10 protein-coding genes are annotated in these 15114 nt (G+C 65.6%); 8 read left to right on the plus strand and 2 right to left on the minus strand.

Annotated features, from left to right (window positions below; translation table 11 throughout):
- The first annotated feature begins 117 nt into the window (after window positions 1–117).
- On the plus strand, window positions 118–1347 hold the full coding sequence (locus G332_RS0109055) for a methyl-accepting chemotaxis protein (RefSeq protein ID WP_019626676.1): 1230 nt from the start codon (window positions 118–120) through the stop codon (window positions 1345–1347).
- Window positions 1348–1749: 402 nt separating this feature from the next.
- Here the strand turns inward: G332_RS0109055 and G332_RS0109060 are convergent, their stop codons facing one another.
- Complete coding sequence (locus G332_RS0109060; protein WP_019626677.1) at window positions 1750–3261, minus strand: DUF255 domain-containing protein; 1512 nt, start codon at window positions 3259–3261, stop codon at window positions 1750–1752.
- 255 nt (window positions 3262–3516) lie between these two features.
- Here G332_RS0109060 and G332_RS0109065 point away from each other — a divergent pair, with 255 nt between their 5' ends.
- The 4 genes from G332_RS0109065 (at window position 3517) to lysS (ending at window position 7634) form a co-directional block, all read left to right on the plus strand.
- Window positions 3517–3981, plus strand: coding sequence for a phosphate-starvation-inducible protein PsiE (locus tag G332_RS0109065; protein WP_019626678.1), 465 nt, complete (start codon window positions 3517–3519; stop codon window positions 3979–3981).
- A gap of 167 nt (window positions 3982–4148) precedes the next feature.
- Window positions 4149–4937: a hypothetical protein gene (locus tag G332_RS0109070; protein WP_026340743.1), complete on the plus strand. Its 789-nt coding sequence runs from the start codon at window positions 4149–4151 to the stop codon at window positions 4935–4937.
- An 86-nt stretch (window positions 4938–5023) separates the two neighbouring features.
- Window positions 5024–6119 (plus strand): peptide chain release factor 2 gene (gene prfB, locus G332_RS0109075; protein ID WP_156000805.1). Its coding sequence is split into 2 segments (ribosomal slippage): window positions 5024–5095 and window positions 5097–6119, totalling 1095 coding nucleotides; the frame shifts between segments, so codons are not numbered across the junction.
- Window positions 6120–6143: 24 nt separating this feature from the next.
- Window positions 6144–7634, plus strand: a complete 1491-nt coding sequence (gene lysS / locus G332_RS0109080) for a lysine--tRNA ligase (protein WP_019626681.1) — start codon at window positions 6144–6146, stop codon at window positions 7632–7634.
- 11 nt (window positions 7635–7645) lie between these two features.
- On the opposite strand, the gene glgB is transcribed toward lysS, so the two are convergent.
- The gene (glgB, locus tag G332_RS0109085; protein WP_019626682.1) at window positions 7646–9856 is read right to left on the minus strand and encodes a 1,4-alpha-glucan branching protein GlgB; all 2211 of its coding nucleotides are present in this window, start codon (window positions 9854–9856) and stop codon (window positions 7646–7648) included.
- 133 nt (window positions 9857–9989) lie between these two features.
- On the opposite strand from glgB, the gene glgC reads away from it, so the two are divergent.
- The 3 genes from glgC to malQ are packed head-to-tail and all read left to right on the plus strand — an operon-like array spanning window position 9990 to window position 14469.
- Window positions 9990–11255 carry a glucose-1-phosphate adenylyltransferase gene (glgC, locus tag G332_RS0109090; protein WP_019626683.1) on the plus strand — a complete coding sequence of 422 codons (1266 nt, stop codon included), beginning with the start codon at window positions 9990–9992 and terminating at the stop codon, window positions 11253–11255.
- Window positions 11245–12990 (plus strand): glycoside hydrolase family 57 protein, encoded by a 1746-nt coding sequence (locus G332_RS0109095; protein ID WP_019626684.1) that lies wholly within the window; start codon window positions 11245–11247, stop codon window positions 12988–12990. The genes glgC and G332_RS0109095 overlap by 11 nt, the downstream gene beginning before the upstream one ends.
- A 3-nt stretch (window positions 12991–12993) precedes the next feature.
- Window positions 12994–14469, plus strand: coding sequence for a 4-alpha-glucanotransferase (malQ, locus tag G332_RS0109100; protein ID WP_019626685.1), 1476 nt, complete (start codon window positions 12994–12996; stop codon window positions 14467–14469).
- Window positions 14470–15114 lie beyond the last annotated feature (645 nt).

Here is a 15114-nt window from a genome sequence, read left to right on the forward strand (position 1 = left end):
TCCGGAGCCGGGCCAGATCAAGGCAGCGGGGGCCGGGTTGCGGGATACTGTGCCGGGTTCGGGACCCGGCTCAAGGCTCGGGTGGTGCGGCCGTTAGTCTGTGAAAGGAGGATGTCGATGAAGATCGGGAATCTGGGTAGCCTGCGGCTGAAGCTGATTATTCTGGTGATCGTGGTGAGCACGGTGCCGTTGTCGATCATGGGCGGCGTAACCTTTCATACGATGAAGGGGGATCTCGCGGCCGAGGTCGATGCCGCCCTGGTTACGCAGCTGTGGTGGTTGCTGTGGGCGCTGTGGGTGATCGCGTTCGTGGTCGCCCTGGGTATTGGCTGGTTCTATGCCAGTGTGCTGACGCGGCCGCTGGAACGACTGGCGAAGGGCCTGGAGGCCATTGGTGCGGGGCGTGCGGATCTGGGGCATCGCGTCGAGGTCACCACCGATGACGAGATCGGACGCACGGGTGCGGCCTTTAACGCGCTGATGGAGCGGCTGTCGGGCCTGATCCGGCAGGTAGCCGATGCGGCGGATGGCATCGCTGCCTCGGCGCGGCAGCTGGATGGTCGCAGTCACGAGCTGGCTCGTGCTACCCAGGATCAACGCGCCGATGTGGAGCTGGTGGTTACCGCGATGAATCAGATGTCGGCGACCGTGCAGGAGGTGGCCAGCAACACACACAGTACCGCGGAGAATGCCGCTCAGGCGACGCGGGCGGCCGAGGGCGGGCGTACTGTGGTACACGGCACGCAGACCGCGATCGACACGCTTGCCGGCGAGATTCGTCAGGCCAGTCGCGTTATCACTGAGCTGAAGGGCGACAGCGATAACATCGGCACGATCCTGCAGGTGATCGAGGAGATCGCCGAGAAGACCAATCTGCTGGCATTGAACGCCGCGATCGAGGCGGCGCGGGCGGGCGAGGCCGGTCGCGGCTTTGCGGTGGTGGCGGACGAGGTGCGTCACCTCGCCCAGCGCACCAATGACTCTACCGGGGAGATCCGGGAGATTATCCAGCGTCTGCAGGCGGGTGCTACCCGCGCGGTGCAGGCGATGGAGGTGAGCCAGCAGCATGCGGAGACGTCGGTGTCCAGGGCGGGTGAGGCGGGGGCGACCCTCGAGTCCATTCACGAGTCGGTCACCACCATTGACGACATGACCCGGCAGGTGGCGACTGCGACGGAACAGCAGAGCCAGGTGGCGGAGGATATCAACCGGAATATCCACCACATCAACGATATTGCCGTTCGCAACGCCGACGGGGCAAACGAGATGCAGCAGGCCGTCGAGGCCCTGGAGGCCCTGGCGCAGCGCCTGCAGAGCGAGGTTGCGGGATTCCGCCAGAGGTTCTAGCAAGACGCGGGTTGCTGGCATTTCCTCGCGGCACAGGGGATGCCGCCGGACTCGACGACGGCAAGGGCGGTTCTGATTCGCAACGAGCGTTAGCCAGTGGGGGCATCAGTACCCCCGCCCTGTCAGCCTGGCCGTAGCGCAGCGCCGGGATCTCCACACGCCGGTCCGGCCCCAACGTACGGGTCCCCAGACCCGTGGCGATCCCGGATCACCACGGCGCTGTCTCCGGGATGGCGAAGTGGGGGCGGCCGGAGACCCGGGCCCGCACGGCCTTGAGCCAGGCTGACGCCCGCTGCGCATCAGGAGGGTGGTTGAGGCCGAAGCAAACGCCGACGCTTCTTGCCAGTGCAAGGCATCACGGGGCCATGCAGCGCGGCCTGCGCCGAGCAAGTCGGGATAGCTCTATTCGGTATTGTCCTGGACCCCGCGGCGCAGGGCATCGAAGCCGAGGGCGACATCGTCGGGGTCGGCCCCGGGCTCGATGCGCAGGCGCGCGCGCACGGTAGCGCGTTCGATGTGAGCTGCGTTGATTGCGGCCTCCGGGACACGATAAAGCCACCAGGCCAGGGCGGCTTGACTGCGCGTCTCGGACCAGGGTGCCAGGTCCGATCCCACGCGTTCGGCATGCGCTCCGAGCTCAGCGTCGAAGAAGGGTGCCAGCCGATCCAGAGTGGCAACCGGATCGGGCATGGACGGGCGTTCGTCTGTCAGTGTCTCGGTGGCCAGTGCCAGCTCCTGGCGGGCGATCTCGGGCCAGATCTGGGCCGGGAGGTAACCCGCCATGGCCGGGCGTCCGGCCGCCGTGAGACCATGCAGGTAGCCGCTATCGGTGAGCAGGTAACGGTCCAGTGCCTGCAGGGCCTCGTGCGCCCAGTCCAGGGTGTCGCGATCCTCCATCACTCGGGCAAACTGCGCCAGAGCGGCGATGGCCTGGCCGGAGGTGTCGGCGTAGGTGTTGCGGTCGATCCGCGGCGGTTCCGTGGCGAGGCGCTCCTCGGTATCCAGCTGGTAGTAGTCGCGGTCGGCATACTGGCTGTTCCCGAAACGTAACTGGCGCGCGTCCCATAGCTGTTCACGCAGGTAGTCGTGAACGCCGCGGGCAATCTCGCCGTAGCGTGCGTCGCCGAAGTGCTCGTAGGCCTCGGCGAACAGCCAGAGGAAGGCGGCGTTCTGGTCCAGACGTTTCGAGGTCTCCAGGGCCAGTACGGGGTCGCGCTGGTCCGGATCGTGGAAAAAGAAGAACCCGCCGTCGACCTCATCAAAGAGGTCGTCCGCAACCTGGTGCAGCAGCCCCGGCATGCGCGATTCCCAGCCCTCGGTGTGCAGCAGGAAACGGTAGGTCCAGGGCTGCGGGCGCTTGCTGAGGGTTCCGAAGGTGGCGCTGCCGCTGAGGCGGTCGGCGCGCGCGTCGTAGACCTCGTCCAGCATCTCCACGAAGGTGTCGAGATCGTCGATTGCGGCGTCATCGGGGGTGATCTCGCGTCCGGTCACCGAGAACATGTCGCGCTGGCGCTCGAGGATGCTCCGCAGGTCGCGCGCACTCACGTGTCCGGTGAAACGGGTCAGCATCTCGTCCTCGGCGTTCACGATCACCACGAAGGGCAGGCCGCGTCCGCCATAGCGCCGGAACAGATCCGCGCGTTCATCCAGATCCACCAGTACCGGGAGATAATGGCGCTCGATGTGGTCAACCACATCCGGGTTCTCCAGCGATTCATCCTGAAAGTCACGGCACCAGGTGCACCACTGGCCGTGGAAGTAGAAGAAGATCGGACGTTCGCGCGCCGCGGATGCGGCGAACAGGTCGCTATCCCAGCTTTGCCAGTTGATACTGGAGTCGGCCGGGTAGTCTTCGGCGGCCACGGACACGGCAAGCGCCAGGAGAAGCAGTCCGGCGAATGCGGCACCCACCATTCCCGCGTGTTGGCGGAGGGGCGATGATGGGCCGAGAATGCGGGACGGGTAGTGCATGGCTGGGACCGGATTCGGCTATGTTTAAATCATTGGACCCGACGGATGAGCGCACGTTCCGGCCTGGAGCGGGTGATACGATGGCGCGGGTCCCGTGAGCCTGTCGGATTCGGAGCGCGTCTCCTGCCCTGCGCTCGTGACGATTACCCGAACCTGACAGGTGCCCGGTTCGGCGAATCCTTGTAACAAGAGAGAGTCATGAACATCGAACACACTGGACGCCGCGTCCTGCATCATGTCGAGGTGATGGTGCTGGTGGTCATTGCCGTAGCCACCGTGATCGCGATCCTGCAGGAGATCGCCAGTATGATCTCGGCAATGTGGGTGGGACTGGCCGACTTGCTGTTGCTCTTCATCTTTCTCGAGGTGCTGGCCATGGTCGGGATCTACCTGCAATCCGGACGCCTGCCGGTTCGCCTGCCGATCTATATCGCGATCGTCGCACTGGCGCGCTACGTGATCATCGACATGAAGGAGATGGATGTCTGGGAACTCATCGCGGTTACCACGGGCGTCCTGATCCTTGCCGGTGCCGTGTTGGTACTGCGCTATGGCCATATCCGGTTTCCCTATAAGGACGAGGGCTGGCCCACGCCGGGTATGGAAAACGACCCGGTGCAGGAACAGGATAGGCCGAGGGGACGCGTCGGGTCCGATCAATGACTGGTGACGGGACGGACAGGCGGATGATCGTGCTGCTCCCTGGCCTGTGGGCGGCACCGAGGACAACCGTGGGTGAGCCATCGCGCCCGGTGCGGCGTCTGGCCCGCTGGCTGGGGCGCGCGCGGGCTTCCGGAGATTCCGGAGCGGCGCCGGGCTGGGAGGCGGTTCTGGCCGAAAGGCTTGGGTATCGGCCGCAAGGCGGGGGAGCGCGGACCTGGCTGGCCCAGCCGGTCCAGTTGACACCGGGGATGAAGGATCTGGTCGCGCATCCGGTGGATGCGGTCGCGGAGTCCGAACGCGAGGCGCTGTGGGCGGCTGCACAGCCCGAACTCGAGGCTGCCGGTGCCCGGTTGGTAGTGGCCGCGGACGGGTTGTGGGAGCTGTGCATGGATGCGGAAGGTGAGGTGGGCGGCGTGCCCCCGTCATTGGGCCTGGGGCAGGCGATGTCTGCGCCCCCTTTGCGTAGCGAGGCCGCGCGGCGGTTGCAGGTGCTGACCACAGGCCTGCAGATGGCCTGGTTCCAGCATCCGGTGAACCTGCAGCGGGAACGGGATGGACGCGGGGCCGTTCACGGCCTGTGGCTGTGGTCGCCCGGACAGCCGGGCGCGGCGCGCGCAGCAAGCCGCGTCTGCGGGGGCGGCGCGCTGGGGCGGTGGCTGGCCGCGGGCGCGGGGCTCGACTGGCAGGCCGATCCGGCCGCGGCCCCCGCGGAGCAGGGTGATACCGTGGTGGTGGTTGATGCGCTGGCGGCGCCACCGATTCCCGAGCGGCGGCTGGAGCTGCTGGAATCGGTGGCCACGGAGGTGGTGGGTCCGCGGTTGCCGGGGTTGCTGCGCGGCCAGCTCACGATGCTGGAATTCATCGACCCTCAGGCAGAGGCAGGGACCGGACCGGGGTCTCTTGTGCTCGGCCGTGGTGATCTGCTGGCTTTCTGGCGGCGGCCGCGCAGGCCCTGAACCGTGCTGCGGGTGTTATACTGCGCGGCTTTTCTCGCCACAGAACGGGGCGCTGCGGTTGTGCCGCGGCACCGGACGGAACTGCCATGGAACTGAACGCGCTGTATGCCCAGATTGATGACCTGAGAGGCCGCCTGGAAGGCCTTAGGGGGTATCTTTGACTATCCGGTCAAGGAAGAACGCCTAGAAGAGGTCCAGCGCGAGCTGGAAAATCCGGATATCTGGAACGACCCGGAGCGGGCGCAGGCGCTGGGCAAGGAACGCGCCCAGCTCGAGAACATCGTCGTCAACATCCGCGAGATTGGCACGCAGCTGGATGACAGCCGCGACCTGCTGGAGATGGCCGAGGCCGACGCGGATGCCGAGACCGCATCCGCGGTGGAGGCCGATGTCGCTGCCCTGACCGCGCGGGTCGAGGCGCTGGAGTTCCGGCGCATGTTCTCCGGCGAGATGGACGAGGCCAATGCCTATCTGGATATCCAGGCCGGCTCCGGCGGCACCGAGGCCCAGGACTGGGCCAATATCCTGCTGCGCATGTACCTGCGCTGGGCCGAGAACCACGGCTTCAAGACCGAGATCATCGAGCTCTCCGAGGGCGAGGTCGCCGGGATCAAGAGCGCGACCGTGCGCATCGAGGGGGAGTACGCCTTTGGCTGGCTGCGCACCGAGACCGGGGTGCACCGCCTGGTGCGCAAGTCGCCGTTTGATTCCGGGAATCGTCGGCACACCTCGTTCGCCTCGGTGTTCGCCTCGCCGGAGGTGGACGACAGCTTCGAGATCGAGATCAACCCGGCCGATCTGCGCGTGGATACCTACCGCGCCTCCGGGGCGGGCGGGCAGCATGTCAACCGGACCGAGTCCGCGATCCGTATCACCCACGAGCCCTCCGGCATTGTGGTGGCCTGCCAGAACGATCGCTCGCAGCACAAGAACCGCGATACGGCGATGAAGCAGTTGAAGGCCAAGCTGTACGAGATGGAGATCCAGAAGCGCAACGCCGAGAAGCAGGCGGCCGAGGACGCCAAGTCCGATATCGGCTGGGGCAGCCAGATCCGCTCCTATGTGCTCGACCAGTCGCGGATCAAGGATCTGCGCACCAGCGTGGAGGTCGGCAATACCCAGGCCGTGCTCGACGGCGACCTGGATCAGTTCATTGAAGCCAGCCTGAAGAGTGGGCTGTAACGCTTTCTTTTAACCGGATTCCCGATGACCGAGATTACCGACGAAAACAAGCTGATCGCACAGCGCCGCGCCAAGCTGAACGAGCTGCGCGCAGCCGGCCCGGCCTTCCCCAATGACTTCCGCCGTGACGCCCTGGCGGCCAAGCTGCACGCCGCGCATGACGACACTGAAGGCGAGACGCTGGAGGGGCAGGGGATCCGCGTGACCGTGGCCGGGCGCATGATCGGCAAGCGCGTGATGGGTAAGGCGAGTTTCGTGCGTCTGCGCGACCAGTCGGGGGATATCCAGTTGTTCGCGGAGCGTGACCGCCTGCCGGAGGGTGTCTACCCGGCGTTCAAGCAGTGGGATCTCGGCGACATCATTGGCGGGCAGGGCACGCTGTTCAAGACGAAGACCGGGGAGCTGACGGTCCATCTGGACGAGCTGCGCCTGCTGACCAAGAGCCTGCGCCCGCTGCCGGAGAAGTTCCATGGCCTGACCGATCAGGAACAGCGCTACCGCCAGCGCTACGTGGACCTGATCACCAGCCCGGACAGCCGCGAGCTGTTCCGCACCCGCACCCGGATCGTGCGCTACATCCGCGAGTACTTCGAGGGCGAGGACTTCATCGAGGTGGAGACCCCGATGATGCAGGTGATCCCCGGGGGTGCGACCGCGCGGCCGTTCGCCACCCACCACAATGCGCTGGACATGCCACTGTACCTGCGCATCGCGCCGGAGCTGTATCTGAAGCGCCTGGTCGTCGGCGGCTTCGAGAAGGTCTTCGAGATTAACCGCAATTTCCGCAATGAGGGGCTGTCCACCCGGCACAACCCCGAGTTCACCATGCTCGAGTTCTACGAGGCGTTCGTGGACTACCACGCGCTGATGGACCGCACCGAGACGCTGCTGCGCGGGCTGTGTGAGGACGTGCTGGGCACGACCGCCATCGAGTATCAGGGCGAGACCTACGACTTCGGCCAGCCGTTCACCCGTATGACCGTGCGCGAGGCAATCCTCGAGCATAACCCGGAGATCAGCAGCGAGGACCTGGCCGACATCGACAAGGTGCGCGCCCACTGCGAGCGCCTGGAGATCCCGATCAAGCAGAGCTTCGGGCTCGGCAAGCTGTGGACCGAGATCTTCGAGTACACCGCCGAGAACAAACTGCGTCACCCGACCTTCATCACCGCCTATCCGACTGAGGTCTCGCCGCTGGCGCGGCGCAACGACCGCGACCCGTTCGTGACCGACCGTTTCGAGCTGTTCGTCGGCGGGCGCGAGATCGCCAACGGCTTCTCCGAGCTCAACGACCCCGAGGACCAGGCCGAGCGCTTCCAGGCTCAGGTCGCGGAGAAGGACGCCGGTGACGACGAGGCGATGCACTATGACGCCGACTACATCCGTGCCCTGGAATACGGCCTGCCGCCCACGGCGGGCGAGGGCATCGGCATCGACCGCCTGGTAATGCTGCTGACCGACAGCGCCTCGATCCGTGACGTGCTGCTGTTCCCCCACCTGCGCCCGGAAGCCTGAGTACGCGAGGGCTAGTCGACGGGTTCCAGCAGTAGGGCGGCCAGCGGTGGCAGGTGCAGGTACAGCGTGGCCGGGAATCCCCTGCGCTCGACCGGTTCCGCATGCGCCTGGGCCGGGCCGCGCGAGGCGCCGCCATAGGCCTCGGCATCGGTATTCATGATGACCCGCCAGTTGCCGGTATGCGGTGCCGGGACCGGGTAGGCCGGGCGCTCCATCGGGGTCAGGTTCAGTATCACCAGGCATTCACGACCGTGGTCGTCGCGGCGCAGGAAGCTGAGGGTCGAGTGCTCGGCGTCGTCGCAGTCCAGCCAGGCGAAGCCGTCCGGTTCGAACTCGCGCGCATGCAGCGCCGGTTGCTCGCGGTAGACCCGGTTCAGATCGCTTACCAGCGCCTGCAGCCCCTGGTGCAGCGGATACTGCAGCACGTACCAGTCCAGCTCGCGATCCTCGGCCCATTCCGGACCCTGGCCAAACTCCTGCCCCATGAACAGCAGCTTTTTGCCCGGGTGCAGCCACTGCCAGGCGAACAGCAGGCGCAGATTGGCGAACTGTTCCCATTCGTTGCCGGGCATGCGTCCGCGCAGGCTGCGTTTCCCGTGGACCACCTCGTCGTGCGAGAACGGCAGCACGAAATTCTCGCTGTAGGCGTAGAGCTGGCCGAAGGTGAGTTGCCCGTGGTGATGCGAGCGGTAGATCGGGTCCATGCCGAAGTAGGTCAGGCTGTCGTGCATCCAGCCCATGTTCCATTTCATGGTGAAGCCGAGCCCGCCCATGGACGGTGGGCGGCTGACACCGGGCCAGGCGGTCGATTCCTCGGCGATCATCACGACACCCGGATGCGCGGTCTGTACGGTCTCGTTCAGGTGGCGCAGGAAGTCGATGGCCTCCAGGTTCTCGTTGCCGCCATGGATGTTGGGCAGCCAGTCGTGCGGCTCGCGGTCGTAGTCGCGGTACAGCATGGAGGCGACGGCATCGACGCGCAGGCCGTCGATGTGGAAGTCCTCCACCCAGCACAACGCGCTGGAGAGCAGGAAGTTGCGCACCTCGGGGCGGGAGTAGTTGAAGATCAGTGTGCCCCAGCCGCGATGCTCGCCGATGCGCGGGTCCGCGTGTTCGTACAGCGCAGTGCCGTCGAAGCGGGCCAGCGCAAAGTCGTCGCGCGGGAAGTGACCGGGCACCCAGTCGAGGATTACGCCAAGCCCGGCCTGGTGCGCCTGATCGACCAGATAACGGAAGTCGTCCGGGTCGCCGAAGCGCGAGGTCGGGGCGAAAAACCCGGTGCTCTGGTAGCCCCAGGAACCGTCGAAGGGGTGTTCGGTCACCGGGAGCAGTTCGATATGGGTGAAGCCCATGTCGCGGGCGTATGGCACCAGGCGCTCGGCCAGCTCGCGGTAATTCGGCCACTGGCCTTCCGGGCTGCGCTGCCAGGAGCCCAGGTGCACCTCGTAGATGCTCATCGGGCGGTGTTTCCAGGCATCCGGGTCGCGGTCCTGCATCCAGTCGTCGTCTGCCCAGGCATAAGTGCTGGACGGACGGATGCGCGCGGCGGTCTCCGGGCGCTGCTGGTAGGCTCGGGCGTAGGGGTCCGTCTTCAGGTGCAGGGTGCCGTGGTCGCGGTTGCGGATCTCGAATTTGTACAGCGTTTCCGCAGACAGTCCCGGAATGAACAGTTCCCAGATGCCACAACCGGGGTGGACCGTCATGGGGTGGCAGCGTCCGTCCCAGTGGTTGAAGTCACCCACTACCGATACGCGTTCGGCGTTCGGCGCCCAGACGGCGAAGCGCACGCCGTCGATGCCGTCGCGGGTCAGCGGATGGGCGCCGAGTATGCGGTGGGCGTGCCAGTGTCGGCCCTCGGCGAACAGGTGACGGTCGAAGTCGGGGAGGTCGGGAGTGAAGGACCAGGGGTCCACCCGTTCGATCGCCGTCACATCCTGCGCCGGCGTCCAGGTGAGCACGGGGTGGGCGGGAAGTTCGGCGTCTGGTCCCTGCCACAGGAACACGCCGGGGTGATCGGGCGCGGCCGCGAGGGTGTCATGGCGGCCATCGCACAGCGTGATGGAGGCACCGGTTGCATGGGGTAGCCAGGCTCGATAGCAGACGGTTTGTGGCCCCGCCAGATGACGGCCGAGCACAGCGTGCGGATTATGGAGCCGGGCCGTGGCCAGACGCTCCAGCGAATCGGCGACGGAACGGGTGCATTTGTCGGGGGCTATTGCCATACTCGGATCAATCTCGCGTTTTCGATGGTGGGACGGCGGGATTCAGGCTGGACGGGCCGAACAGGTTCCTGCGGTGTCGGTCGGATCCGGTGCCGACTTCCCCAGTACAACACGACCTTGCAAGGATGGGTGCATGAATCCGCAATCGCAACGTTACGTCAGCCGCCTGACTCGGGAGACCCTGGCCCTGATTCTGGCGGGAGGACGTGGTTCGCGTCTCAAACAACTGACCCTGTGGCGCGCCAAGCCGGCCGTACCCTTCGGGGGCAAATTCCGGATTATCGATTTCCCGTTGTCCAACTGTATCAATTCCGGCATCCGTCAGGTGGCGGTGGTGACGCAGTACAAGGCGCACTCGCTCATCCAGCACATGCAGCGGGGCTGGAGCTTTCTGCGCGGTGAATTCGGCGAGTTCATCGAGATGCTCCCGGCACAGCAGCGGATCGAGACCTCCTGGTATGCCGGTACCGCCGATGCGGTCTATCAGAACATCGACATCATCCGCCAGCACAATCCGAGCTATGTGTTGATCCTGGCCGGAGACCATATCTACAAGATGGACTATGGTCAGATGATCGCCTTCCACGTGGAGAGTGGCGCCGACATGACCGTGGGCTGCCTGGAGGTCGAGCGCGCGCGTGCCAGGGCCTTCGGCGTGATGGGGGTGGATGCACGCAATCGCATTACCTCGTTTGCCGAGAAACCGGAGGACCCGGCCCCGATCCCGGGCAGCGAGACGCATTCGCTGGCCTCCATGGGGATCTACGTGGTCAATACCAGGTTCCTGTTCGAGCAGCTGATCAAGGACGCGGACGATACCTTTTCCTCGCATGACTTCGGCAAGGACATCATCCCCGGCATTATTGACCGCTATCAGGTGATGGCCTACCCGTTCCGCGACGAGCACGGGGTGCGTCAGGGTTACTGGCGTGACGTGGGGACGATCGACTCGTACTGGGAGGCGAATCTGGAGCTGATCGGGGTGACGCCCGAACTCAACCTGTACGATTCCAACTGGCCGATCTGGACCTACCAGGAGCAGCTGCCGCCGGCCAAGTTCGTCTTTGACGACGATGATCGCCGGGGCGTGGCGATCGACTCCATGGTTTCCGGGGGCTGCATCATTTCCGGGAGTACCGTGCGGCACTCGCTGCTGTTCTCCAATGTTCAGGTCAACGCCTGTGCCACGGTGGAGGACTCGGTGATCCTGCCAAGCGTGACCGTCGGCGAGAACTGCGTGATCCGCAAGGCGGTGATCGACAAGGGCTGCAACATCCCGGACGGGACCACGATCGGGGTCGACGACGAGGCCGATGCCCGCGATTACTTCGTCTCGCCGAACGGGGTGCGGGTCGTTACGCCGGAGATGCTCGGACAGGCGACGCACCATGTCCGCTGAATCGGACAGTACCGCGCTGGCCCCTCAGAACCCGCAACTGGACGTGGTGCTGTGCTGGCACATGCACCAGCCGCAGTACTTCGACTCCGGGGCCGGGGAGTACGTGCTGCCGTGGACTTACCTGCACGCACTGAAGGACTACACCGACATGGCGGCGCATCTGGAGGCCTGTCCTCAGGCACGCGCGGTCGTCAACTTCGCCCCCATCCTGCTGGAACAGATTGCCGACTACTCCGAGCGTCTGGCGTCCGGCATTGGCAACCGCTGCAGTTTCGGCGATCCTGTCCTGGATCTGCTGCAGATGGACATTGTCCCGGTGGAGCCCGAGCAACGGCGCGAGATCCTGCGTGTGTGTCTGCGTGCGCACGCCCCGCGCATGATCGAGCCTTTTCCGCTGTTCGACCGTCTGGCGGCCCTGGCGCGGCAGGCGCTGGAAGACCCGATCCTGCTGAACCATCTGGATAACCGCTACTTCCAGGACCTGGCCACCTGCTACCACCTGGCCTGGCTGGGAGAGACGGTGCGTCGCGCCCACCCCGAAGTACAGGGTTGGTTGAAGACCGATACCAGCTTCAACCGCGATGTGCGTTCGCGTCTGCTCAGGGTGATCCGCGACGAGGTGAAGGCGATCCTGCCGCGTTATCGCGAGCTGGCGCAACAGGGTCGCGTGGAGCTCTCGTTTACCCCCTATGCCCATCCGATCATGCCGCTGTTGCTGGACCTGCGCTCCGCGCGCGAGGCGATGCCCGACGTGGCGCTGCCCGAGGCCCCGGGCTATCCCGATGGCGAGGCCCGGGTGCGCTGGCATATCGAACGCGGGCTGGAGGTCTTCGAGAAGCATTTCGGATTCCGGCCCCGGGGGTGCTGGCCGTCGGAGGGCAGTCTCAGTGCGGCCACGGTGCGCCTGCTGGATGACTACGATATCTGCTGGACGGCCAGCGGGCAGACCGTCCTCGGCAACAGCCTGGCCGCGGCGGGGCAGACCGCGGAGTCACATACCGGTTCCGCAGCACAGGAGGGCTGGTTGCACCGGCCGTATCGGCTGCAGGATTCGGAAATCGAGCTGTTCTTCCGCGACGACGGGCTCTCCGATGCCATCGGGTTTCGCTACGCCGAATGGCATGCCGACGACGCGGTCGGGGATTTCGTGCATCACCTGGAAAACATTGCCGCCGTTTCGCCCCAGGGTGGCGTGGTCACCGTGATCCTGGATGGCGAGAATGCGTGGGAGTATTACCCGGAGAACGGTTTCCATTTTCTGCGTGCGCTGTACGAAAGACTGGCGGTCAATCCGCGCCTGAACCTGTGTACCTTCTCCGATGTCTGCGAGCGTAGCGGCCCGCGGGCCGATCGCGGCGAATTGCCCGATCTGGTGGCGGGGTCCTGGGTATACGGCACCTTCTCCACCTGGATCGGCGATCGCGACAAGAATCTTGGCTGGGATCGCCTCATCGAGGCCTGGACGGCGGTGAGCCAGGCGGTTGCGCAACATCCTTCCCTGGATACCCCGGAGCTGCGGCGACAGCTTGCCGTTTGCGAGGGATCCGACTGGTGTTGGTGGTTTGGTGAGTACAACCCGGCAGGTTCCGTGAGCGATTTCGAGCAGTTGTACCGGCGGCACCTGGCACGGTTGTACCAGCTGGCCGACCTGGACGTGCCCGATTCGCTCGGCGAAGTCCTTTCAGTTGGCGGGGGTGACCCGGCCGCTGGCGGCACCATGCGCAAGGGGCAATAGGTGATGGAGGACGGAAGCGAGCACGCCAATCCCCTGATGCAGCGTCGGCGTGCCGGCGTGCTGTTGCATCCGACCTCGCTACCGGGTCCGGCTACGGTGGGGACGCTGGGTGTCGAGGCCCTGCGTTTCATCGACTGGGCCTGTGACGCGGGTTTTGGACTGTGGCAGATCCTGCCGCTACACCCGCCACAGGCGGACGGCTCGCCCTACGCCAGCATCTCCGCGTTTGCCGGTGATGTCCGCATGATTGACCGGGAGCGGCTGACCGAACGTGCGGGCCTGGGCGATCTGGATGTCCCGGTGGCGGAGGCGTTGTACCGGGCGCGCGCCGGCCTGGCGCAGGCGCCGGATGGCTGGGCGCAGGCCTATCAGGCCTTTTGTGATGCCCAGGGGCCGGTGTGGCTGGATGATTTTGCGCGCTTTGTGGTAATTCGGGAGCAGGAAGGTGGCCGCCCGTGGTGGGAATGGCCGCAGACGCGGCGGGACCGCGAGTCGGGCGCGCTGGCTGCGCTGCAGCGGGATGCCGCAGAGGCGCTGGAGGCCGTACGCTTTGCCCAGTTCGTGTTGTTCGATCAGTGGCAGGATGTGCGCGAATATGCCCGTGCCCGTGACATCATGATCCTGGGCGACATGCCGATCTTTGTGGCCCATGATTCCGCCGAGGTCTGGGCCCACCGCGATCTGTTCGATCTGGATGCGACCGGTCATCCGCTGACGGTGGCCGGTGTGCCGCCGGACTACTTTTCCGCGACAGGGCAGCGCTGGGGCAACCCGCATTATCGCTGGGACCGACTGCAGGCGCGCGACTACGACTGGTGGGTGGAGCGCATGCGCTGGACCCTGGAGACCGTCGACGCCGTGCGCATTGATCACTTTCGCGGCTTCGAATCCAGCTGGGCGATCCCGGCGGACGAACCCGATGCGACCGGCGGCCACTGGGTAGCGGGTCCGGGAGAGGCGTTCTTCGAGTGTCTGGAGGGTCGCCTGGGGGCGTTACCGCTGCTGGCGGAAGATCTGGGCGTAATCACACCCGAGGTCACGGCGCTGCGTCTGCGCTTTGATCTGCCCGGGATGCGCATCCTGCAGTTTGCGTTCGAGGGCGGTCCCGACAACCCCTATCTGCCGGTCAACCATGACGAGCTGAGCGCGGTGTATACCGGCACCCATGACAATGACACCACGCTGGGATGGTTCCACAGTCTGGACGCGCCGATGCAACAGCACGTGATTGCGACACTGGATGCCGGCGAGGCCAACGAGATGCCCTGGCCGATGCTGCGGGCGGCCTGCCGCTCGCCGGCACGACTGGCGATTCTCCCGATGCAGGATGTCCTGCAGCTGGGTTCGGAGGCGCGGATGAACCTGCCGGGGACGGTCACGGATGCGAACTGGAGGTGGCGTTTCGACTGGTCGCAGTTGCCGGCGGATCAAACCGTGGCCATGCGGGCACTGATGGAGGCCAGCGGGCGGCTGGACTGACTCCGGGCGCAGGGGGAGCCGATGGATCGGCGCTGCCCTGTGGTACAGGGATGAGCCGCCGGCAGCGACCGTTTGCTCATCGGGTGGGCCAGGCGGGAAGTGCGGTGACGATGGAGCTCAGCCACAAGTGCCGGAGCAAGGCGGGCCAGTGCTGGAACAGCCATCCTGTTTCAAACTTGCCCAGGGCCGCGCCGGCACTTCTGGCGAAGCGATCGGTTACCGAACTTTCCGCCTGGCCCACCAGGGAGACACTGATTGAATCGCACGTCCGCGTGGGTGCCCGCCAGTTTCTGGAGACAAGCGTTCCGAGACAAGGCGCCTCAAACAGCGGGTAGTGGTTCTACCCGCCCGTTTCTGATGGATTCGGGGCGCAACGCAGGCTCGGGCCATATTCATTCAGAATCAGGGGGCACCAACCCCACAAGCCAGTGAAAGCAGGGGCTCGGCCGCCCGTTTTTGATCAACAACGGGCGCGCGCACAGCGTTGCGGTTCACCTGTAGCAGAGTGACTGCACGGCCGTCACCGCGCATTAAACGCACGCAAAAGCGACTCGAGCGCGGACGTGCGATTCAATCAGCGTCTCCCTGGTCCGGTTTCGACAGGTGTCCGGGCATTAAAAAGCCCGACCCCGCGGGGTCGGGCCA

It is taken from the genome of Thioalkalivibrio sp. ALJT (assembly GCF_000381825.1).
GTDB lineage: Bacteria > Pseudomonadota > Gammaproteobacteria > Ectothiorhodospirales > Ectothiorhodospiraceae > Thioalkalivibrio.

Coding starts and splice junctions, on each gene's coding strand:
- G332_RS0109095 (WP_019626684.1), top strand. CDS start 11,245: ATGTCCGCTGAATCGGACAGTACCGCGCTGGCCCCTCAGAACCCGCAA.
- G332_RS0109060 (WP_019626677.1), bottom strand. CDS start 3,261: ATGGTGGGTGCCGCATTCGCCGGACTGCTTCTCCTGGCGCTTGCCGTG.
- G332_RS0109055 (WP_019626676.1), top strand. CDS start 118: ATGAAGATCGGGAATCTGGGTAGCCTGCGGCTGAAGCTGATTATTCTG.
- glgB (WP_019626682.1), bottom strand. CDS start 9,856: ATGGCAATAGCCCCCGACAAATGCACCCGTTCCGTCGCCGATTCGCTG.
- malQ (WP_019626685.1), top strand. CDS start 12,994: ATGGAGGACGGAAGCGAGCACGCCAATCCCCTGATGCAGCGTCGGCGT.
- lysS (WP_019626681.1), top strand. CDS start 6,144: ATGACCGAGATTACCGACGAAAACAAGCTGATCGCACAGCGCCGCGCC.
- G332_RS0109065 (WP_019626678.1), top strand. CDS start 3,517: ATGAACATCGAACACACTGGACGCCGCGTCCTGCATCATGTCGAGGTG.
- glgC (WP_019626683.1), top strand. CDS start 9,990: ATGAATCCGCAATCGCAACGTTACGTCAGCCGCCTGACTCGGGAGACC.